This is a genomic window from Vibrio japonicus, assembly GCF_024582835.1.
GTDB classification, from domain to species: domain Bacteria; phylum Pseudomonadota; class Gammaproteobacteria; order Enterobacterales; family Vibrionaceae; genus Vibrio; species Vibrio japonicus.
The window spans coordinates 1,611,966-1,632,395 of the sequence record NZ_CP102096.1 but is presented as its reverse complement, the minus strand read 5'-3'; the positions used below and the strand labels follow the sequence as shown (position 1 = coordinate 1,632,395).

Genomic DNA, 20,430 nt, shown 5'->3' with positions numbered 1-20,430 from the left:
TCTTGTTATTGTGGGCTGGTGAGGTTGTACTTTCGTATCATGCCTCTAAGTTGATGATAACTTAAGCCTAATAATTGAGCGGCTTTCCTTTGGTTGAACTTACTTTCTTCTAAAGCGGCACTAAGAATTTGCATATCTTGCTCTTCTTGCCATTGCTTGTAATCGATAGGGAAGGCGAACGTTTCAACCGTCGGTTTTGGTTCTTCGGCGCGTGCACTTTCTTCTTGGTTCCAATGAGCGGCAAAAGGATTAAACACTAACTCGTCGATTGGGGAATCACTCTGACCGTGTTGATAAACCGCCCTTTCAATGACATTTTTAAGTTCTCTCACGTTACCAGGCCACTGGTAGTCCAGCAGTGCTTGTTCAGCTTGGCGGTTAAAACCCACAAAATACTCAAATCCTAACTCTCGGCACATCTTGATTGCATAGTACTCAGCCAAGAGCAAAATATCCTCTTGGCGCTGACGAAGGGGAGGAAGATGAACGACATCAAATGCAAGGCGATCAAGTAGATCGGCTCGAAAAAGCCCGTTTTCCGCCATTTCTGGTAAATTAGCGTTGGTCGCACAGACCAGCCGAACATTGGCATTCAAAAGCTGATGCCCACCCACTCGTTCGTATTGTCCGTATTCAATGACACGAAGCAGTTTTTCTTGAACCAGTAACGGAGCGGTCGCGAGTTCATCTAAGAATAGCGTGCCATTCTCTGCTCGTTCAAAGCGACCTTTATGACGCCCTTTGGAGCCGGTAAACGACCCTTGCTCGTGCCCGAAAAGTTCTGAATCAATTAAGCCTTCACTTAATGCTGAGCAGTTCAGGGAAATCAGGGGTTGGTCCCAACGCTTAGATAAGTAGTGAAGCCTCTGAGCGATCAACTCTTTACCCGTACCACGCTCCCCTATAATCAATATGGGGCGATCGATGGCAGCCAGTTTCGATACTTTATCCAGCACAGATAAAAAAGCAGGTGACTCGCCGATAAGGTTTTGTTGCATTGGTACTCTCCAGTGGTGAATTATGCCTACTGTTGGTTAATCTCATCATACACAGAATGATTGTCGAAGTGCAATTTATTTAACTTGTTGATTTTTAATTATGTTTTAAGTTGGCATACATCTTGGAATACTAATAGCAAAAGTTGATAAACCTAGTAACAACACGTGGCGTTTATGCCGAAAGAAAGATAGAAAGGAGCTGTGCTATGGGTATTTTTTCTCGATTCGCGGATATTGTTAATTCAAACATCAGCGCACTACTTGATAAAGCGGAAGACCCTGAAAAAATGATTCGTCTTATTATTCAGGAAATGGAAGACACGCTAGTCGAAGTTCGTACTAACTCTGCTAAAGCTATTGCCGACAAAAAAGAATTGGCAAGAAAAGTCGAAGCTTTAGACGCCCAGATTATTGAGTGGCAGAACAAAGCGACGTTGGCTCTGACTAAACAACGTGAAGACTTGGCACGCTCAGCGCTGATTGAAAAACAGAAACTGCAAGATGTGTTAAAAGGCCTCCATACAGAGCAAACGTTGGTTGAAGAAACCATCGAAAAGTTGACTGGAGAAATTGGTAAACTTGAAAGCAAAATTGTGGAAACTCGTGCTAAGCAACAAGCATTGGCGATTCGTTCACAAGCTGCATCCAATCGCCGCGATGTTCAGAAGCATTTGCATACAGCGCGCACATCAGAAGCGATGGCAAAGTTCGAGCAATACTCTCGTAAAATTGATGAGTTAGAAGCCGAAGCTGATGTGTACTCGAAAACGGGTAATGCGAAAACGCTGGTTCAGGAATTCGCAGAGCTTCAGGCACAAGACGAGATCGAAAAAGAACTAGAGAAACTAAAACAGCAAATGGAAGAGAAGAAATCTTAGGATTTTCTGATTGATTCTGGCTTTGGAACTTATCCTGTTGACGCTTCAAAGCCAGTTTCCATGTCATCATTTGTGTATTTATTTGCCACTAGGCTCAAGGTATTGCATTCCAATGTGACTATTGGAGTGTCCAGATTTTTGTATTTACTTTAGAGTCATATACATTGTTTACGCCTTTAAAGTAGGAGTTGCTTATGTCTTCATTTTTTATTGCCGGACCGTTAATTGTCTTTTTGATTTTCGTCGCTCCCTTATGGCTTATTCTTCACTATCGCAGTAAAAAGAAAACCGCTGGTGGCTTGTCCGAAGATGATTTTCAGCGTCTTCAGCAGCTATCAGAACAGGCTGAAAAGATTCAACAGCGAGTCGATACGCTAGAGCGCATTCTAGATTCCGAGTCACCAGAATGGAGACGCAGATATGACCAATAAAGAGCTATTTCGCGATACTGTAAATGGTAAGCTGTCTGGGGTGTGTGCAGGGTTGGCAAACTATCTAGGCGCAGAAGTGTGGCTTATTCGTATTCTTGTTATCTCTGCTGCGCTTTTAGGGGGAAGCTTTTTAATTTTATTGGTCTATATTGCTTTGACTCTCATGTTGGAAAAACAACCAGCAAATTACAATGAAGCAATAAAAACCCAGCAAGAGCATAAATTAAAAAGTAAGCCTTGGCAGCAGGGCCAATCTCCAGAGGCTCTATTGGATACGTTAGAGCTCGATTTCAATAAACTAGAAGGTAAGGTGCGTGCTATGGAGGCGTATGTGACGTCAGATACCTTCAAAGTTAATCGAGAATTCAAAAATTTATAACGTTTGTTTTTAATCCGATATTGCTTGAGATCAAATTACTAATTTTTATAAGATTTACTCTCCTCAAAGTAGTATTACCCCTGTCTATCATCTATTCTGATTTTATCAGTTAACGAGATAGATGATTAACTATGAAAAGAACTCTCGTACTCCTTGCTATCACAACGGCTCTAAGTGGTTGTGGCAAGGAGCTTCCCCCTGTCCCGGAGCCAGACTCCAGGCCTGCAAAACTGTTTGCAGTCTCTGTCGGAAATTCAACGTTTGAAAGACATTTTCCTGCAACAACCGAAGCAGGCGACAAAGCTGTTCTCGCATTTCGCGTGCCTGGCTTACTCCAGTCCATAGATGTAGTCGCAGGTCAGGAAGTGAAAAAAGGTGACGTATTAGCGACACTTGTTCCGGATGAATACACGCTGTTAGAGCAGCGGGCGCGAGCGCAATTTAAGCTCGCTGATGTTCAATATGAGCGTTACAAAAAGCTTCGCAGAGACAAAGTCGTCTCCGAGCAAGATTTCGACCAAGCGAGTGCCAACCGTAACTCGGCGAAAGCGACATTAGAACAAGCACAAGCCAACTTGCGTTATGCGACGCTTCTCGCGCCTTATGATGGCACTGTCTCTCTCGTTCCTGCTGAAAATCATGAATATGTTGCCGCAAAACAAGGCGTACTGAACATACAGACAAATCAGCTAATGAAAGTGACTTTCCAACTGCCTGATTATTTACTCGGTCGCTTTTCAAAAGGTGTGAACGTGAATGCGACGATGACGTTTGACGCATTCCCTGAAAAGAATTTTGAGCTCACTTTCCAAGAAATCGATACGGAATCTGATTCTAAAACTGGTTCGTACAAAGTCACCATGATCATGGAAAGACCCGCCGATGTTGGTATTTTGCCTGGTATGTCTGGCACTGTTCATGCGAGCGTGGAGTCGATAGATGATACGCAAGTGCCTAAGTCTGCTCTGTTTGAACAAGATGGACAAGTGTATGTATGGCGAGTCAATCAAGAAGGTGTTGTTGAGCAAGTGGCTGTCGAATTGAATGACAACCGCCAAGTGAAAACTGGCCTAAACGATGGTGACAGAATCATCATCTCTGGTGTGGGGCAGATTGAGTCGGGCATTAAAGTTCGTGAGTGGATCAAAGAGCGAGGATTGTAAGATGAAGCAGTGGATAGGTATTTGTGTGCTTTCGTCAGTTGCATTGCTTGCTGGTTGTGGAAAAGAGCCGCAACACGCCGATTTTGGTCTTCCTAAAGTCAAGGTTCTCGAACTAGGAAACAATGCCGAGATTGAAAACAAATTGTATTTTCCGGCGGTAGCGAATGCAGCGGAGCGATCGCATCTCAGTTTTCGTGTCGCGGGCGAAGTCACCAAGCTCAATGTTAAAGAAGGCGATAAAGTTCAAAAGGGTGACGTTATTGCAGAGATCGATCCTACGGACTACCAGCTGGAAGTGGACAATGCACGTGCTCGATACAGCGTAGTGGACAGCCAATATAGACGCTCTAAGCCGCTGGTGGATAAAGGGTTGTTAGCAAAATCTCAGTTTGACGAAATTGCGGCTAATCGCCAAATCGCTTATGCAGAACTTCAGTTGGCTAAACTCCGACTCTCATTTACCAAACTTACTGCGCCAGTTGACGGGATCATTTCACGTGTCAGTGTGGATGAGTTTGAAAACGTTCAGGTTGGTCAAAACGTCTTTAACATTCACAGCGTTGATAACGTTGAGGTTCTAATCCAGGTCCCAGACAGTTTACACATCAGTCAGCCGACTCGAGAAATGATGTCTGAGGTTCATGGATTGGTCAAAGTTCCAAGTGGTAATGAATATCAAGCAACGGTGAAAGAGTTTACGACGGAGCCAGATCCAGCAACAGGAACATTTACGGTGACCCTGTCACTTCCAATGCCTGAAGATGAGTATATTCTCGATGGTATGGCTGTAGAAGTTACCTCACGCGGTGAGGATATCGGTTTGGAGTTGAATACGGGTGTCCAAGTACCGATTGAAGCGGTATTCAATGCGGATGGTGACGATATTCAAAGACAAAACAAATTCGTATGGACGCTGAACCAAGACGGTACAGTCAGCAAACAACAAATCACTCTAGGTAAAGCAAACAAAGAGACGGTACAAGTGCTGGATGGATTAAGTGACGAGCAAACGATCGTCGTAGCGGGTATTGCGAGACTGCGCGATGGTATGAAAGTTGATGTGATTGATCAGGAGGCGGGCAATGAGTGAGCAAAACAGCAAACAGCCTCAAAGCGATGAGGATATAACGGGCATTGCGGCATACTTTATTCGCAACCGTGTAATCAGCTGGATGATCTCCCTAATCTTCTTGATCGGTGGTGTCGCAGCGTTCTTTAAATTGGGGCAATTAGAAGATCCTGCTTTCACCATTAAGGATGCAATGGTTGTTACCTCTTACCCAGGGGCAACACCGCAGCAAGTGGAAGAGGAAGTGACATACCCTCTAGAGAAAGCGATTCAGCAACTGACCTACGTCGACGAAGTGAACTCGATATCTAGCCGTGGCTTATCTCAGATCACCGTCACAATGAAAAATAACTACGGCCCTGATGATCTTCCTCAGATCTGGGATGAGATGCGTCGTAAAGTAAACGATGTAAAAGGTCAGTTACCGCCGGGGGTTAATGAGCCACAGGTCATTGATGACTTTGGTGATGTATACGGTATCTTGCTCGCGGTTACTGGTGACGGATACAGTTATAAAGAACTGCTCGATTACGTTGATTACCTGCGCCGAGAGTTAGAGCTAGTTAACGGAGTGAGTAAAGTCAATGTGTCTGGCCAACAGCAAGAGCAAGTGTTTATCGAAGTGTCGATGAAACGCTTGAGTAGCTTAGGCTTGTCTCCTGATACGGTATTTAACCTTCTTTCTACGCAAAACTTAGTATCGGATGCAGGTGCTATTCGTATTGGTGACGCATACATTCGAATCCATCCTACGGGCGAGTTCCAAAACGTTGATCAGCTTGGTGATTTGATTCTTGCTGAAAGTGGCGCTCAAGGTTTGATTTATCTGCGAGATGTGGCTGAAATCGAGCGTGGTTACATTGAAGTTCCATCAAATATTATTTCATTTAACGGTAATCTAGCACTGAACGTTGGTATCTCATTTGCTGATGGTGTCAACGTGGTTGATGTGGGCAAACTGCTCGACCGTCGTTTAGCCGAGTTGAAATACCAGCAACCTGTTGGCGTCAATATCTCTGAGATTTATAGTCAGCCGAAAGAAGTCGATAAATCGGTAAGTGGCTTTATTGTGAGCTTGGCGCAAGCAGTGGCGATTGTTATCGTCGTTCTACTGTTCTTTATGGGCCTTCGCTCGGGTTTGCTCATTGGCTTGATTCTGCTTCTGACGGTACTAGGTACGTTCATCTTCATGCGGTACTTTGCCATCGACTTACAGCGAATTTCTCTTGGTGCTTTGGTTATCGCCTTGGGTATGTTGGTGGATAACGCGATTGTCGTCGTTGAAGGGATACTGATAGGGACGCAAAAAGGGCGAACGAGACTGCAAGCCGCAACGGATATTGTGACTCAAACAAAATGGCCTCTACTTGGTGCAACCGTGATCGCAGTGACCGCATTTGCGCCGATCGGTCTATCTGCTGACTCAACGGGTGAGTACTGTAGAACGCTGTTCTCAGTATTGCTGATCTCACTGATGCTAAGTTGGTTTACCGCTATTTCGTTAACGCCATTTTTTGCCGATATCTTTTTTAAAGGACAGAAGCTTAAACAAGAAGACGGCGAGGAGAGTGACCCATACAACGGAATGATCTTTGTTTTGTATAAAGGGTTCCTAGAATTTTGTATGAAACGTGTTTGGCTAACGGTCGTGGTTCTTGTGCTAGGTTTGTTCGCGAGCATTTACGGTTTTACGTTTGTGAAGCAGTCGTTTTTCCCTTCATCAACCACGCCTTTGTTCCAAACGGACATTTGGTTGCCAGAAGGAACCGATATCCGTGCAACAAACACGAAGCTGAAAGCGCTGGAATCTTGGCTAACGGAGCAAGAAGGCGTTGAACATGTGACAACAACAGCGGGTAAGGGCTTGCAGCGTTTTATGCTGACTTACGCTCCTGAAAAGAGCTATGGCGCTTACGGTGAAATTACCACTCGAGTTGAAAGCTATGAACAGTTGCGTGAACTGATGTCTCGTTTCAGAACGCATCTGGAAGCTAACTTCCCTGATGTTAACTATAAGTTGAAGCAAATTGAGCTCGGCCCTGGTGGCGGCGCGAAAATAGAAGCGCGTATTATCGGTTCTGACCCGACAGTATTGCGTGGGATTGCAAAGCAAGTAGAAGACATTATGTACGCAGATCCGGGGACGACGAATATTCGTCATGACTGGCGTGAGCGTACCAAAGTTCTGGAACCGAAGTTTAACGAAAGTCAGGCGCGCCGTTACGGTATTACTAAATCGGATGTGGATGATTTCCTAGCGATGTCATTTTCTGGTCAAGCAATCGGTGTTTACCGAGATGGTACGACATTGATGCCAATCGTGGCTCGACTGCCTGAAAATGAGCGCGTGGATATCCGAAACATTGATGGTATGAAGATCTGGAGTCCGGCGCTGAGTGAATATATTCCTCTGCAACAAGTTACGATGGGGTATGATCTGCGTTGGGAAGACCCAATCATCGTGCGTAAAAACCGTAAGCGTATGCTGACTGTCATGGCTGACCCAGATATTTTAGGAGAGCAAACGGCGGCGACTCTACAGAAGAGACTGCAACCGCAAATTGAAGCGATTGAGCTACCTTCAGGCTATTCACTCGAATGGGGTGGTGAGTATGAGTCATCGGGCGATGCTCAAGCGTCATTGTTCACCTCAATGCCAATGGGCTACCTATTTATGTTCTTGATTACGGTCTTCCTGTTTAACTCAGTGAAAGAGCCGCTAATTGTATGGTTGACGGTACCTTTGGCCATTATGGGTGTTACCACGGGCTTGTTAGTATTGAATACGCCATTTGGCTTTATGGCGTTGCTTGGATTCTTGAGTCTGTCGGGTATGCTACTGAAAAATGGTATTGTACTGCTGGATCAAATTGAGATTGAGATGAAGTCAGGTAAAGACCCATACATCGCGGTTGTTGATGCGGCGTTAAGTCGTGTACGCCCAGTATGTATGGCGGCGATCACCACCATTTTGGGTATGATTCCGCTGTTACCGGATATCTTCTTTAAGCCGATGGCGGTAACCATTATGTTTGGTTTAGGTTTTGCGACAGTGCTGACGTTGATCGTGGTTCCTGTTCTATACCGACTGTTCCACAGAATTAAAGTACCAAGCTAGAGAAAGAGACACAGCGCCCCTGACAACATCAGGGGCGTTTTTTACAAGGAAGCATTTAATGAAACCAGATACAACGTGCGCGTGGGCGATGAACCATGAGCTAGAGCGCATTTACCATGATGAGGAGTGGGGTGTCCCTGTTTATGATGACAGAGTACTATTCGAGTTTATAACGTTGGAAGGGGCGCAAGCTGGCTTAAGCTGGATTACCATTTTGAAGAAACGAGAAGGCTATCGTGCAGCGTTTGAAAACTATGATTTGGATAAGTTGGTGAATTACGGTGAACAGGACGTCGAACGAATCATAGAGCAATTTGATGTGGTGAGACATCGAGGAAAAATCGCTTCTGTGTTTAGCAACGCTCGGGCAGCAAAGGATCTAATTGAAGAATATGGCAGTCTTGCTGACGCGTTATGGCAATTTGTTGATGGAAAGCCTTTGGTCAATCAATGGACTGAAATGAGTCAAGTGCCAGCCTCGACAGAACAATCCCAAGTGATGAGTAAATTTCTGAAGAAAAAGGGATTTAAGTTTGTGGGCGAAACGATCTGTTATGCATTTATGCAAGCAGTGGGGATGGTGGATGACCATATTGTCGGCTGTCCCCAAAAGCGACAGTGATAACTGATTATCTATTTCTCCAATAAAAATCCCCGGCGTGCTTACCCCGGGGATTCTTATATTATGAAGCGTTAAGCCATCGACTCTTTCTCTAGAATCAAAGCGTTGTAGCGCGCAAAGCCTTGTTCTAGATCGGCAATCAAGTCTTCCACATCTTCCAGACCAACGTGAAGGCGAATCAAAGTACCTTCAAAGTTAGGGTTAGCGACGGTTCGTAAGCTGTTAAAGCTCTTAGGCTCGTTCGCCAGAATCAAACTCTCGAATCCACCCCAAGAGTAACCCATGCTGAAGTGTTTCATACCGTCGAGTAGTGCGGTGGTTGCGCGAGGGTAGCTTGTTTTTAACACGAATGAGAACAGGCCGTTGCCACCAGTAAAATCTCTCTTGAAGAATTCGTGACCCGGACAGGTTTCCAGAGCAGGGTGGCGAACATGGTCAACTTCAGGTCGAGACTGTAACCATTTGGCCACTTTTAGGCTGTTTTCCGCGTGTTGGCGAAGACGAACGTCTAAGGTACGAATGCCGCGTAAACCTAGGTAAGCGTCGTCAGGAGAAACGCATTGCCCCATTAAATAGCTCTGTTCTCTAAGCTGATCCCAATACTTCTCGCTGGCGACAGCCGTACCAAGCATAACGTCAGAGTGACCGACGATGTACTTTGTCGCTGCCTGAATTGAAATATCGACGCCGTGCTCAAAAGGAGAGAAGTTCACACCGGCCGCCCAAGTGTTGTCTAACATGACTATGATGTCGTGATCGTGGGCAATGCTGGCTAAGGTCGGAACATCCTGAACTTCCATCGTGATTGAGCCGGGAGACTCTAGAAACAACACTTTGGTGTTAGGCTGGATGAGATCTTCAATTCCTTTGCCAATCACAGGATCGTAATAGGTGGTTTCAACCCCAAGTTTCTTAAGGATTTTGTCACAGAAGTCTCGGGTAGGTTCATAACACGTATCAACCATCAGAATGTGGTCGCCCGCTTCCACAAAAGAAAGGATGGCATTGGAGATGGCTGCTGTACCACATGGGTATAGAGCGCATCCAGCACCGCCTTCTATTTCTGTCATCGCTTCTTGGAAAGCAAAGTGGGTTGTGGTGCCACGACGCCCATAAAAAAGTGTCTTGTTCGCACGATTGACGCCAGCGTGATGTTTCTCCGCAACGGTGTTAAATACGACGGTCGAAGCGCGTTGAACCGGTGGGTTGACGACTCCGTTCGTCCACTTTTTATCTCGCCCTGCGGTTATATACTGAGTTTTCTTGCCTTCCGACATCTGAAGTCCTTATCTGAAAATGTGTTGCCTCTATTTAAAACATGGCAACACATTATTATCAAGACCTAGAGTAGTGGATTGAATAAGTAAAAGACGCGTTCAAGGAACCTTGAGTAAAAAGAGCGCTCTTTCCACTCTTTAAGCAGTACTAAATGTGAGTTTTCCATATAACTTTTTTGTAACCAGTACATCTCTTTGGTAAAGGCCTCATCATCTATGGCAAGTGTTAACTCGAAATTTAGCCACAGGCTGCGCATGTCCATGTTGACCGTGCCGACCAAGCAGAATTGCTCGTCGATAACGACTGATTTCGTGTGAAGTAATCCGCCATAAAATTCGTAAATATGGACGCCCGCTTTCATCAATTCTGTATAAAAAGAGCGTGAAGCCCACTGAACCATTATCGAATCGTTCTTTTGAGGAATGATGATCTCAACCTTAATGCCACGTTGTGCGGTCATTTTAAGGGTTTCGAGCAGATCCGCACTGGGTACAAAGTACGGAGTGGTAATACAAACGGATTTGTTCGCCTGATTGATCGCTAAAGTGAGCACTTGAGAAATCAAGTAGTCTGGCATCCCCGGTCCTGATGGCACTACTTGGATAGGATGCTGTGGTTCGCTAGGGTCGAGTCTGCACTCGGGGAGTCGAGGCAATGTTCTTGAACCAGTTTCCACTTCCCAATCCCAGCAGTGAATCGACGACAATACGTTTACGGTTGGGCCAGTTACTCTCACCATAATATCAATCCATTGTCCGACGCCTGAGCTTTGCTTGAAGTGGGCCGGATCGACCATGTTCATCGAACCGGTGTAGGCGATTTTGTCATCAATGACAATGATCTTTCTGTGCTGACGCAGATCGAGTCGGCGGAGAAATATACGCCATGGGCTAACTTCAAGCGCCTGAACAACTTCGATGCCAGCGTTCTCCATCATTGCTGGCCATTGGCTGCGAAAAAATCTTGGGCTTCCTGCAGAGTCGAGCAACAGTTTTACCTCAACACCTCGTTTGGCTGCGCGAATGAGTGCCGCTGCGACTGAATCTGCTAATCCACCGGGGTGCCATATGTAGAAGACCATACGAATATGAGATTGGGCATTCTCTATATCTTCGATGATAGAGTGAAGGATCTCGTTTGGAGAGCTTTGAAGCGAGAGAGTGTTACCGCTCAGTGCCGGAAGTCCAAAGCGATTGTTGCACAGTTCATCAATACGATAGATATGGCGGCCAAAGCTCTCAGGCATGTGCGCATGACAGTCGTTGAGCTGTGCAAACCAGTCTGCGAATGGCGTTAGCATTTCTTTAGCTCGTTCAGCACGTTTACGGCCTAAATTGAGCTCACCAAACAAAAAGTAACAAGCCACACCAACAATAGGAAGGATGTAGATGATCATCAGCCAGGCGAGAGAAACACTCACCGCTCGTCGCTTTAGCACCACACGGATAGTGACACCTGCGACTAAAATCCAATATACGACAATGCTTGCAATTGTTAGAAAGTGATAAAACTTGTCCATTCAGTTACCTAGGAACAAAACTGCTAATTTGATAGTAATCCGACACGCGGTGAACAACAAGGAATAGCTGAGTGACTTAGGTCATCTATCTTCAAGTACTAAAAAGTTTAAACAAATATCTTAATTGCAAACTAGAGTGGAAGATAAACGTTAACGAGTAAAAAAACAGCAATTAAACATATTGTTTACATTTTTGTTGAAAAATCATACTGATCGGGGTTCCAATTTTATTTGTAAACTGCTTTACTTGCCGTAACGTTAGCGTCATTCAAAATTCTAATAAGAGTATAAAAATAAATACACTCTACTTTTTACGGCGACTAACAGAAGCAAACACAACATATAAAACTAGTTTAATGGAGTAACCGTGGCTACAACTACTACAAGTACAAAGCCCCGTGATACGTGGGGGTCTAAATTAGGCTTCGTAATGGCCGCTGCAGGTTCTGCTGTAGGTTTGGGTAACATTTGGAAGTTTCCATATACCGCTGGTGAAAGCGGAGGTGGAGCGTTCGTTGCGATTTATCTTTTCTTTGTTATTTTCATCGGCTTTAGTGTGATGCTCACTGAGTTCACTATTGGCCGTAGGACAGGTCTTTCCGCTGTAGGCGCATTTAAATCCACTGACCGTCGCTGGACATTTACTGGTGTTATGGGCGTTCTTAGTGGTCTACTTATTATGGGTTTCTACCCAGTGGTAGGTGGCTGGGCCGTTGCGTACATCTTTAAAGTCGGTGGTGGACTATTGAGTGCACCAGAGGCGATTGGAGATAGCTTTGGTTCATTCATTTCTGATCCAATTCAGCCGTTGCTATGGATGGGGCTCTACCTGTTCTTGAACGTGATGATCGTTATGAAGGGCATCTCAGGTGGTATTGAGAAAGCCGGTAAAATTCTAATGCCATTACTGTTCCTGATTCTGATCATCGTATCGGTGAAAGGTTTGATGCTACCTGGCGCGATGGCAGGTCTAGAGTTCCTGTTTATGCCAGACTTTTCTAAAGTTGATAGTACTGTTGTATTGGCGGCTCTAGGGCAGGCATTCTTCTCTCTAAGTTTGGGTATGGGTTGTATGATGACGTACGGTTCTTACCTGAGGAGAAAAGAGAACCTAGTTCAGACGACGGGTATGGTTACCGCTATGGATACAGGTGTTGCTATCCTGGCAGGTATCGCAATGTTCCCAGCAATGTTCGCTTTTGGAATGGAACCAGCAGCGGGTCCAGGCTTAGTGTTCGTTGTTGTCCCTCAGCTATTTGCTGAAATGGGCGGTGTCATTGGTCTGCTACTTGCGCTATTGTTCTTCATTGGCCTGAGTGTTGCGGCACTTACATCATCGGTATCACTACTTGAAGTGGTCGTGTCTTACTTAATTGATGAAAAAGGCATGAAGCGTTCTACTGCAGTAGTCACTGCGAGTACGGTTATGGCGTCTCTATGTATTCTAGCGTCGCTGTCACTTGGCGGTGTTGGACCTCAGTTATTTGGTACAGGCGCGTTTGATATCTTTGACCTACTGACCGATAAGATCTTCCTAGCGGTGGGCGGTATGCTGGTATGTATTTTTGCTGGCTGGCGTCTGACTCGTGAAGACCTTGAGAAAGAAATCACCAACAACGGTGAAGTCTCTTTCCCACTGTTCGGCCTATGGTACAACTTGGTTAAGTACATTATCCCTGTAGCTATCGCAATCGTAGCCTTCATGGGTATTAAATCGGGTTTCGATAGCGGCAAAGGCGAAATCATGTTGTTAGGTATTGCTATTATTGCTTTTGCAGGCATCTTCTCTAAGAAACTGTAGAACAGTAAGAACAATCAAAAGGATGGGGAGCTAGTAAGCTCCCCTTTTTGATCTGTTCAGCACTGGTTTTCGCAGGCATACAAGGTATACTCTTGCGTCCAAATCGGAGCGCCTCGAATGTTTGATATTGTTTTTACCCATCCTGATTTCATCGTCATCAATAAGTATCCGAATGTCTCTGTACATAAGGATGATGGCGATACAATGCTGCTGCAAGAAGTTGCTAAATTCACAGGTGATGATCAGTTATACCTAGTTCATAGGCTTGATAAGATGACATCTGGTCTTTTGTTGTTGGCAAAGAGTTCAAAGGCCGCGAGTGAGTTATCTGGTCAATTTGCTGCTCGTGAGGTCAGTAAGTTTTACTTGGCGATTGGCAGCAAAAAACCGAAAAAGAAACAGGGTTTAATCAGTGGTGATATGGAGCGCTCGCGTCGTTCATCGTGGAAGCTTATCAACAGTCAGCATAACCCAGCGGTGACGCAATTCTTTTCGGCCGCAGCAGAGCCGGGCGAGCGACTTTTTCTATGTAGACCTCATACGGGTAAGACCCATCAAATCCGCGTGGCACTCAAGTCTGTAGGTTCTGGCATCGTGGGAGATCCGATTTACAACAGCGCAAGCCGAGCGGATAGAGGATACCTCCATGCTTTCGCTCTTTCGTTCAATTATCAGAATGAGCGTTTTTCACTGGTATGTGACCCGCGTAATAATCCGTTGTTGGGTGAAAAGTGGAATCAAGAAACCGTGAGTTTAGGCATCGAATCTTGGATTACTCCGTGGGATTTATCGTGGCCGACGATCAACAAATAACAGGAAGCATTATGCAGGCATCACAGCTACCCATTTTTTTTGAGCACATTACCCTTCAGCTGGAAAAATCTTCTCAAGAGGTAAGGCGACTATTCCATGGGCGTGGAAGAAAGTTTGAAGGTCTTGAACAAATTACCTGCGATTGGGTCGATGGGCAGCTATTGGTCAATCTATTTAAACAAGCAGATGACGATTTTCTCACTCAACTAAAACAGGGGCTGCTGGAGTTAACAAATCAAACGGTTTGGCGTGACGTCGAGGGAAAAACCATCGTTCTTCAGCATCGCTATGATGACGGTGCGCCGTCAGAAATCTTGGTGGGTGACTTAAACAGCAAACCAGTTGTGGTTGAATCAGGGCTTAAATATCAGTTGGATATTGGTCGTAATCAGAATTTTGGCCTGTTTTTAGATATGCGCTATGGCCGTAATTGGGTGAGAGAGAATGCAAAGCATAAGAACGTTTTAAACCTATTTGCGTACACTTGCGGCTTTTCTGTTGCTGCGATTGCGGGTGGTGCCGATCAGGTGGTGAACGTGGATATGGCGAAAGCGTCTTTATCTAAGGGGCGTGACAATCATCGCTTAAACGATCACAACTTAAATCAGGTGAAGTTTTTGGCTCACGACATATTCAAATCGTGGGGAAAAATTAAGAAATCTGGCCCTTATGAATTGATTATTATTGATCCGCCGTCGTTCCAAAAGGGCAGTTTTGCTCTAACAAAAGACTACAAAAAGATCCTTCGCCGATTGCCTGATCTACTAGTTGCTGGTGGACAAGTCTTAGCGTGCGTCAACTCACCACAAGTGGATTGTGACTTTTTGATCAATAGTATGAAAGAAGAAGCGCCACAACTTAACTTTGTACAAAGACTGAAAAATCCACCGGAATTTGAAGATATCGACGAACAAGCAAGCTTAAAAGTGCTCGAATTTTCCTACTAGGAAACGTGTTGAGATAGAGAGACTAAGGCATGTGTCAGGAGATTCCGATACATGCCTTTTGTTTACTTTAAGGTTTCAAAACCTGAGTAAATACGCGTAAACGTGGTAAACCAGCAGGCTGCACCAAACAGATAGGCAATAGCGGGAAAATGCAGCGGGAAAAGACAAAACGCGACCAAACAAGCAATGGTCTCAGTGCCCTCTGTTAATCCGCTCATGTAGTAAAGGGACTTGTTTTTATAAACTGGGTTACCGATGCCGCGTTTACTCGCCATGACAGCAAAGGCAAGAAAACTGCTGCCTGTTCCAACAAACGAAAAGATCAAAAAAGCACCAGCGACGGCGTTTTGCTCTGGGTTCGCCAAAACAAACCCAAATGGAATGAGTGAATAGAACAGAAAATCGAGGCTGATATCCAAAAATCCGCCAGCATCAGTGATCCCTTGTATTCGAGCAAGCGCACCATCCAAGCCATCAAAAATTCGGTTTAGGACGATAAACACTAAAGCAAGTAAGTAATGCTCGGCCATCAGTGCAGGTAGTGAAAAACAGCCCCACACAAAACCTAATACGGTCACTTGGTTGGCGGTAAGGCCTGTTGTGTCTAAGTACTTTGCAGCCAACATTAGCGGCTGTCGAATCAATTGAATACTCACTCTATCTAACATTTTGAGACTCCCAAGGCCATAACACACATCGGCTATCTTCGGGCTTATCATCAATGTCGTGAGTCACCATCAGTGCAGGGATATTCGCTTTACGCAGTTGTTCCGTCACCCAGTTTCTAAACTGCACACGAAGCTCTTTATCCAGTTTGCTATACGGCTCGTCAAGTAAAGCGACTTTAGGCTCGGCCAGTAGCATACGAGTTAAACTGATACGGGCTCTTTGACCACCAGAAATTTGTTCGGGGTACGAATCTGCCAGCTTCGACAGCGATATCTCTTTCAAGGCTTTTAGGGCTCGACTCTTTCGTTCATTACCTTTGATCGCGTTAGGCAGGGCAAAGGCTAAATTCTCCCAAATCGAAAGGTGAGGGAAGAGCAGATCGTCTTGAAATAAGATCCCAACCTGACGGTGATGCGCAGGTAGATCGTTAATGAGTTTACCGTTGAGTACGATATTGCCTGAACACTGAAACTCAGGGGTTAAGTGTCCGGCAATGGCGTCCAACAGCGTTGATTTTCCGCAACCACTGGGTCCCATCAAAGTGACAATTTCTCCGTTGCTGATCGCGAGATCGAGTGATGTAAACAGAGGTTCACCATTGTGATTAAGGATGGTGAGGTTTTCGAGACAGAGACTCATGAATAAATAAACCTTTTAAAGATAAACGGCGGTATCTCGTTTGTAAGCGGCTAAACGCGATCGCTAATGCAAAGAAAACCAAAGGTAATAGAGCTTGCCAAATCGCATAGATTGCCGTGACGCGTCGGTCAAAGCCACTAGACAGAGCGACAGCTTCGGTGGTTATGGTGCTCACTCGGCCAGAACCGAGCATCAAGGTTGGCAAATATTGAGTTAAGCTAACGCTGATACCGACAGCCCACGCAAATACAATGGCAGGCATTAAAATGGGCAGCTTTATTTTCAGCCATGCGCGAAGTGGCGACTTACCTAAGCTTAATGCGACTCTCATTAAACCCTTGTCAAAGCCTCTCCACGGGCCATCTAGCGATAAGTAAACAAATGGAAAGGCGAAAAATACGTGAGACCAACAGACCCAAAACCAATAGCTGCTGCTACTTACGTAAAGTGTAGCCACTTGCATCCCGAACAAAATAGAGAGCTGCGGTACTAGCATAGGAATTGCAATAACGTACCCCGGAATCTGCCAGCGGTGGCGTAATTTGTATTCATGACCAATCAGTGCAAGGAAAAGAGCAATCGAAGCGCTCGTTACCGCTAGCAAAATGCTTTGTTCTAAAGTGCTGACGATTCCACTCCATTCGTATTCCCAAAACCGAGTACTGAAACGACTTGGAAGCAAATCAGGAAAACGCCAACGCTGAGCGAAACTCCAAACCACCATGAGTGGAATCATTAGAGTAAATAGCAGCGCAATGCCAGTAAAAAAACTTTTACCCGGTAAGCCAATACCGCGACGACCTGAATATTGCCAGCGCTTGTATTGTTTGGTTACTATCCACTCTATGAGGCGAGTAAAGAGGATTAATAGCGTCGCGATACCAAACAAAATGACCGCTCCAGCGGCGGCTCTGGGTAATAGCGATAAGTCGGGATCATTAAACCATTGCCACACTAATACTGCGAAAGTCGGTGGGTTATTCGGGCCGACAATCAGTGCGACATCGACGACGGAAAGGCTATAAGCAATGACGGCCAGCATAGGAAAACGCAGTTTGGATAGCCACTGCGGCAAGATACATTTCCACCATGTTTGAGCGCTGCTGTAGCCCATAGATTGGCTGACTTTTTGGATCTTTTCTATTTTGAGTTGCTGCAAAATAGGGATGCTCATCAGCACTAAGAAAGGCACTTCTTTGATCGCCAGCATAAGGATAAGCCCTAATGCGTAGGGATCTTTAATTAACGTGGCTAGGTCTGTCACCGTCTGAGTCGATGGATCGTAGTCAAACCATTGTGTGAGCAGGCGCATGCCCATACCTGTGGGAGCGAACAGAAATGCAAATCCGATAGCAAAAGCGACATGAGGCATAGCCAGTAGTGGAGAGAGCGCAAATTCCACTTTTTTCCAAAATCGCGTATTCCAAGAAGACTGAAGGATGGCAAAAGTCATGAAGCACGCGAGATAGCTACTAATGATCGCGGTATAAAATGTCATCCCGATGGATTGCCAAACCCCTGCCCATGAAAACACTTCACTAAAGCCTTCCAACGAAAACGCTGTTAATCCGAGTGGTGGAATGTATCCAAATGCGGAAAGCACCACTCCGAGTAATCCCGGAATGGTGGGTAACACACAAACGATGATAATCAGTAAGTAAAATACTCTTAACATTGAACTGGTTAGCTACCGTAACGTTTCAGCCATTCTTTCTCTAAGGCAGTTTGCCAGCTAGGGTGTGGCTCTGCGACAGATTTAAACTGCTGAGTGTTTTTCGCTGTTCCTTTTAAATATTGACTATTTAACACGGAAGGATCGCCCCAAATAGTAATGTCGCCCTTGCGAGACTGCGCTTCCGGACTTAACAAAAAGTTGATCGCGACTTTTGCTCCATCGGTTGCCGTTGCATTCCACGGAATGGCTAAAAAGTGAATATTAGAAAGCGCGCCGCTGCTTAAAGCATAGGCGGTGGTGGTGTCGGCCAAATTACCGTTTGCCTGCGCAGAGAATACCGCGTTCGGGTTGAACGTTATCGCAAGATCAATTTGACCATCATCTAATAGTTGAATGGTTTCCGCTGTTCCGGCTGGGAATTGTTTTCCTCCGCGCCATGCCACTTTATGGAATTCATCTAAGTAGTTCCACAAAGGTTTTGTGACGAGATCGAAGCTATCAGAAGAGACAGGCTTCTGTAATATTGGATCGTTGTTCGTTAATTCGATGAGTAGCGATTTAATGAAGCTGGTTCCATGAAACTCAGGCGGGCGAGGGTAGGTTAATCGGTTTGGAAACGCTTTCGCATAGCTGAGCATCTCTGAAAATGATTCAGGAGGATTGTTAAGGCTCATTTTGTCATGAATGAAGACCAGTTGCCCGACACCCCAAGGTGCCTCAAGGCCATCGGTAGGTACTGAGAAATCGACGGTCACAGGCAGAGATTTGTCCACATACTGCCAACTCGGTAGTGTGTCGACAAATGGGCCAAATAGAAGTTGGTTTTCTTTCATCGATTTAAAGTTCTCACCGTTGATCCAAACCATGTCGACACTGCCTCCAGTCTCTTTACCCGCTGCTTTTTCAGCAAGTAAACGAGCGGTTGTTTCTGCAATGTCAGTGACTTTTACGTGATGAAGCGTCACATTGTAACGCGATTTGAGCTCATTACCTGCCCACTGTATATAGCGGTTGATTTCTTGGCTCCCACCCCAAGCGTGAAAATAGACGGTTTGCCCATCTGCTTTTTGTTCTACTTGCTGCCAATTTTCGCTAAAGCTCGGTGCGGAAAATGTCGCCGCCACAATGCTGAGGATAGATAATATCTTTTTCATGCGTGATCCATTTTTCTTGATATTTTAATAACCTAAGCTGCATGTCTGCAGACTCATTATTTTACCTTGGATAGTAATCCATTCAGTTCAATTATAAAACGCGAGTTTTGTCAGTGAATTAAGGTGTTTAATGAGATGAGTTTCGATATTGAACAGACCGTGCTGTTGGGAAAATACTTTCAGAAAAGCGTTGAAAAGAATGTGGTGTAGTGAAATGCCCACTGTTTTGAGTAGAACGCACGAGTGGAAGAAAAAAATAGCAGCCTGATGGCTGCTAGGAATTGAATTGATTGAAATGGATGACTTTCTGCTATTTCCAATCGCTGTTTTTAAATGTCAGCGTGTGAGTCGCATTTTTTAGAGTCAGTGTCTGCTCAGTAAGTGTGATGTCACTCCAATCCGACAGTGTTTGAGCCACTGCTTTCTCGATATCCATCGCGTTTCCAATACACATCTTCATTGTCATGCCCATTTTTTCGATGCGTAGTTGATTGTTTTGAAGTTCACTTTGGCCAAAGAAGTTATTACAACCTGCGTTGCCATTCGCCATCATGTTTTCACCAATTTCTAAACGAGGGGCCTTATTACGGCCATCAAGAACAAGATCTTGACCGTCGATACTTGTGAGTTCCCAATTGTGGTGCTGGAGATCCTGAGCTGTAATCTGTTGTGCATTGTCACCATTGCTTGAACAAGCAGTCATCAAGACTGGAAGAGTCATTGCGGCCAGCAACGTTTTTAGACTAAGCTTCATAATAATCAACTCCAATATGTGAATAATTTATAGAACACGCCAAGTATTCCGTGGCGGTAGTATAGTTAATAAAACACTGTTTTTGTCAGGGAAACGTCATAGTTTGCGCAATGTCACATAATGGAACTGACTGATAATTAAAAATATTTGTCTCTTATAAATTCATTTATGTGATGAATTGGTTCTGGGGTCGAGAGTGGAGCAGTTAGAGTTTTTTGAAGTACCAAGCCCATGTGTAGGCGTATGTACGGTGGATGAAAAAGGCTACTGTAAAGGATGTATGCGTAATAGAGATGAGCGCTTCAATTGGTTAAAAATGTCCAACACCCATAAGCTGCATGTCATTAAGCTGTGTCGCCAAAGGTATCTTAGGAAACTTCGCGCAGGGAGAATTGACGTCTCCGATACTAGCGAAGATGAAAATCCGCAACAAGATCTGTTCTAATTGTAAAGAGAGCTATCAGTAAACCTGAATCGCTCTCAGCTCTATTTCCTGACTTCTGATTTTCTAGGTTACGGATTC

At 45.0% G+C, this 20,430-nt stretch carries 19 protein-coding genes; 11 read left to right on the top strand and 8 right to left on the bottom strand.

Features of this window, described 5'->3' with window-relative positions; genetic code table 11:
* Positions 1–5 precede the first annotated feature (5 nt).
* Entirely contained in the window at positions 6–998 is a 993-nt protein-coding gene (gene pspF, locus NP165_RS07745) for a phage shock protein operon transcriptional activator (RefSeq protein WP_257083400.1), read from the bottom strand.
* A gap of 206 nt (positions 999–1,204) precedes the next feature.
* Here pspF and pspA point away from each other — a divergent pair, with 206 nt between their 5' ends.
* From pspA to NP165_RS07710, 7 genes are all read left to right on the top strand, one after another.
* Entirely contained in the window at positions 1,205–1,876 is a 672-nt protein-coding gene (gene pspA / locus NP165_RS07740; RefSeq protein WP_257083399.1) for a phage shock protein PspA, read from the top strand.
* Positions 1,877–2,070: 194 nt separating this feature from the next.
* On the top strand, positions 2,071–2,307 hold the full coding sequence (gene pspB, locus NP165_RS07735; RefSeq protein ID WP_257083398.1) for an envelope stress response membrane protein PspB: 237 nt from the start codon (positions 2,071–2,073) through the stop codon (positions 2,305–2,307).
* Entirely contained in the window at positions 2,297–2,686 is a 390-nt protein-coding gene (gene pspC, locus NP165_RS07730; protein WP_257083397.1) for an envelope stress response membrane protein PspC, read from the top strand. The genes pspB and pspC overlap by 11 nt, the downstream gene beginning before the upstream one ends.
* 131 nt (positions 2,687–2,817) lie before the next feature.
* Positions 2,818–3,849 (top strand): efflux RND transporter periplasmic adaptor subunit, encoded by a 1,032-nt coding sequence (locus tag NP165_RS07725; RefSeq protein ID WP_257083396.1) that lies wholly within the window; start codon positions 2,818–2,820, stop codon positions 3,847–3,849.
* A 1-nt stretch (position 3,850) separates the two neighbouring features.
* Entirely contained in the window at positions 3,851–4,939 is a 1,089-nt protein-coding gene (locus tag NP165_RS07720) for an efflux RND transporter periplasmic adaptor subunit (RefSeq protein ID WP_257083395.1), read from the top strand.
* Positions 4,932–8,036, top strand: coding sequence for an efflux RND transporter permease subunit (locus NP165_RS07715; protein ID WP_257083394.1), 3,105 nt, complete (start codon positions 4,932–4,934; stop codon positions 8,034–8,036). The genes NP165_RS07720 and NP165_RS07715 overlap by 8 nt, the downstream gene beginning before the upstream one ends.
* Before the next feature lie 58 nt (positions 8,037–8,094).
* A complete protein-coding gene (locus NP165_RS07710; RefSeq protein WP_257083393.1) occupies positions 8,095–8,658 on the top strand; it encodes a DNA-3-methyladenine glycosylase I in 564 nt (187 codons plus the stop codon).
* A 71-nt stretch (positions 8,659–8,729) separates the two neighbouring features.
* On the opposite strand, the gene NP165_RS07705 is transcribed toward NP165_RS07710, so the two are convergent.
* Both NP165_RS07705 and cls read right to left on the bottom strand, forming a co-directional pair.
* The gene (locus NP165_RS07705; RefSeq protein WP_257083392.1) at positions 8,730–9,935 is read right to left on the bottom strand and encodes a cystathionine beta-lyase; all 1,206 of its coding nucleotides are present in this window, start codon (positions 9,933–9,935) and stop codon (positions 8,730–8,732) included.
* Positions 9,936–10,000: 65 nt separating this feature from the next.
* A complete protein-coding gene (gene cls / locus NP165_RS07700) occupies positions 10,001–11,455 on the bottom strand; it encodes a cardiolipin synthase (RefSeq protein WP_257083391.1) in 1,455 nt (484 codons plus the stop codon).
* Positions 11,456–11,822: 367 nt separating this feature from the next.
* On the opposite strand from cls, the gene NP165_RS07695 reads away from it, so the two are divergent.
* The 3 genes from NP165_RS07695 to NP165_RS07685 all read left to right on the top strand — a co-directional run bounded on the left by NP165_RS07695 (position 11,823) and on the right by NP165_RS07685 (position 15,016).
* The gene (locus tag NP165_RS07695; protein ID WP_257083390.1) at positions 11,823–13,256 is read left to right on the top strand and encodes a sodium-dependent transporter; all 1,434 of its coding nucleotides are present in this window, start codon (positions 11,823–11,825) and stop codon (positions 13,254–13,256) included.
* 117 nt (positions 13,257–13,373) lie between these two features.
* Positions 13,374–14,069: a TIGR01621 family pseudouridine synthase gene (locus NP165_RS07690; protein WP_257083389.1), complete on the top strand. Its 696-nt coding sequence runs from the start codon at positions 13,374–13,376 to the stop codon at positions 14,067–14,069.
* 11 nt (positions 14,070–14,080) lie between these two features.
* A complete protein-coding gene (locus NP165_RS07685) occupies positions 14,081–15,016 on the top strand; it encodes a class I SAM-dependent methyltransferase (protein ID WP_257083388.1) in 936 nt (311 codons plus the stop codon).
* A gap of 62 nt (positions 15,017–15,078) precedes the next feature.
* On the opposite strand, the gene NP165_RS07680 is transcribed toward NP165_RS07685, so the two are convergent.
* From NP165_RS07680 to NP165_RS07660, 5 genes are all read right to left on the bottom strand, one after another.
* The gene (locus NP165_RS07680; protein WP_257083387.1) at positions 15,079–15,684 is read right to left on the bottom strand and encodes a CDP-alcohol phosphatidyltransferase family protein; all 606 of its coding nucleotides are present in this window, start codon (positions 15,682–15,684) and stop codon (positions 15,079–15,081) included.
* Positions 15,674–16,324: an ATP-binding cassette domain-containing protein gene (locus NP165_RS07675; RefSeq protein ID WP_257083386.1), complete on the bottom strand. Its 651-nt coding sequence runs from the start codon at positions 16,322–16,324 to the stop codon at positions 15,674–15,676. The genes NP165_RS07680 and NP165_RS07675 overlap by 11 nt, the downstream gene beginning before the upstream one ends.
* On the bottom strand, positions 16,290–17,999 hold the full coding sequence (locus NP165_RS07670) for an ABC transporter permease (RefSeq protein WP_257083385.1): 1,710 nt from the start codon (positions 17,997–17,999) through the stop codon (positions 16,290–16,292). Before NP165_RS07670 ends, NP165_RS07675 begins: the two co-directional genes overlap by 35 nt.
* An 8-nt stretch (positions 18,000–18,007) precedes the next feature.
* Complete coding sequence (locus NP165_RS07665; protein WP_257083384.1) at positions 18,008–19,153, bottom strand: ABC transporter substrate-binding protein; 1,146 nt, start codon at positions 19,151–19,153, stop codon at positions 18,008–18,010.
* 310 nt (positions 19,154–19,463) lie between these two features.
* Positions 19,464–19,907: an META domain-containing protein gene (locus tag NP165_RS07660; RefSeq protein ID WP_257083383.1), complete on the bottom strand. Its 444-nt coding sequence runs from the start codon at positions 19,905–19,907 to the stop codon at positions 19,464–19,466.
* Positions 19,908–20,103: 196 nt separating this feature from the next.
* Here NP165_RS07660 and NP165_RS07655 point away from each other — a divergent pair, with 196 nt between their 5' ends.
* Positions 20,104–20,352, top strand: a complete 249-nt coding sequence (locus NP165_RS07655) for a DUF1289 domain-containing protein (protein WP_257083382.1) — start codon at positions 20,104–20,106, stop codon at positions 20,350–20,352.
* Positions 20,353–20,430 lie beyond the last annotated feature (78 nt).

Excerpts from the sequence above, each read along its gene's own strand:
- pspF (WP_257083400.1), bottom strand. The coding sequence starts at position 998 with ATGCAACAAAACCTTATCGGCGAGTCACCTGCTTTTTTATCTGTGCTG.
- pspA (WP_257083399.1), top strand. The coding sequence starts at position 1,205 with ATGGGTATTTTTTCTCGATTCGCGGATATTGTTAATTCAAACATCAGC.
- pspB (WP_257083398.1), top strand. The coding sequence starts at position 2,071 with ATGTCTTCATTTTTTATTGCCGGACCGTTAATTGTCTTTTTGATTTTC.
- pspC (WP_257083397.1), top strand. The coding sequence starts at position 2,297 with ATGACCAATAAAGAGCTATTTCGCGATACTGTAAATGGTAAGCTGTCT.
- NP165_RS07725 (WP_257083396.1), top strand. The coding sequence starts at position 2,818 with ATGAAAAGAACTCTCGTACTCCTTGCTATCACAACGGCTCTAAGTGGT.
- NP165_RS07720 (WP_257083395.1), top strand. The coding sequence starts at position 3,851 with ATGAAGCAGTGGATAGGTATTTGTGTGCTTTCGTCAGTTGCATTGCTT.
- NP165_RS07715 (WP_257083394.1), top strand. The coding sequence starts at position 4,932 with ATGAGTGAGCAAAACAGCAAACAGCCTCAAAGCGATGAGGATATAACG.
- NP165_RS07710 (WP_257083393.1), top strand. The coding sequence starts at position 8,095 with ATGAAACCAGATACAACGTGCGCGTGGGCGATGAACCATGAGCTAGAG.
- NP165_RS07705 (WP_257083392.1), bottom strand. The coding sequence starts at position 9,935 with ATGTCGGAAGGCAAGAAAACTCAGTATATAACCGCAGGGCGAGATAAA.
- cls (WP_257083391.1), bottom strand. The coding sequence starts at position 11,455 with ATGGACAAGTTTTATCACTTTCTAACAATTGCAAGCATTGTCGTATAT.
- NP165_RS07690 (WP_257083389.1), top strand. The coding sequence starts at position 13,374 with ATGTTTGATATTGTTTTTACCCATCCTGATTTCATCGTCATCAATAAG.
- NP165_RS07685 (WP_257083388.1), top strand. The coding sequence starts at position 14,081 with ATGCAGGCATCACAGCTACCCATTTTTTTTGAGCACATTACCCTTCAG.
- NP165_RS07680 (WP_257083387.1), bottom strand. The coding sequence starts at position 15,684 with ATGTTAGATAGAGTGAGTATTCAATTGATTCGACAGCCGCTAATGTTG.
- NP165_RS07675 (WP_257083386.1), bottom strand. The coding sequence starts at position 16,324 with ATGAGTCTCTGTCTCGAAAACCTCACCATCCTTAATCACAATGGTGAA.
- NP165_RS07670 (WP_257083385.1), bottom strand. The coding sequence starts at position 17,999 with ATGTTAAGAGTATTTTACTTACTGATTATCATCGTTTGTGTGTTACCC.
- NP165_RS07665 (WP_257083384.1), bottom strand. The coding sequence starts at position 19,153 with ATGAAAAAGATATTATCTATCCTCAGCATTGTGGCGGCGACATTTTCC.
- NP165_RS07660 (WP_257083383.1), bottom strand. The coding sequence starts at position 19,907 with ATGAAGCTTAGTCTAAAAACGTTGCTGGCCGCAATGACTCTTCCAGTC.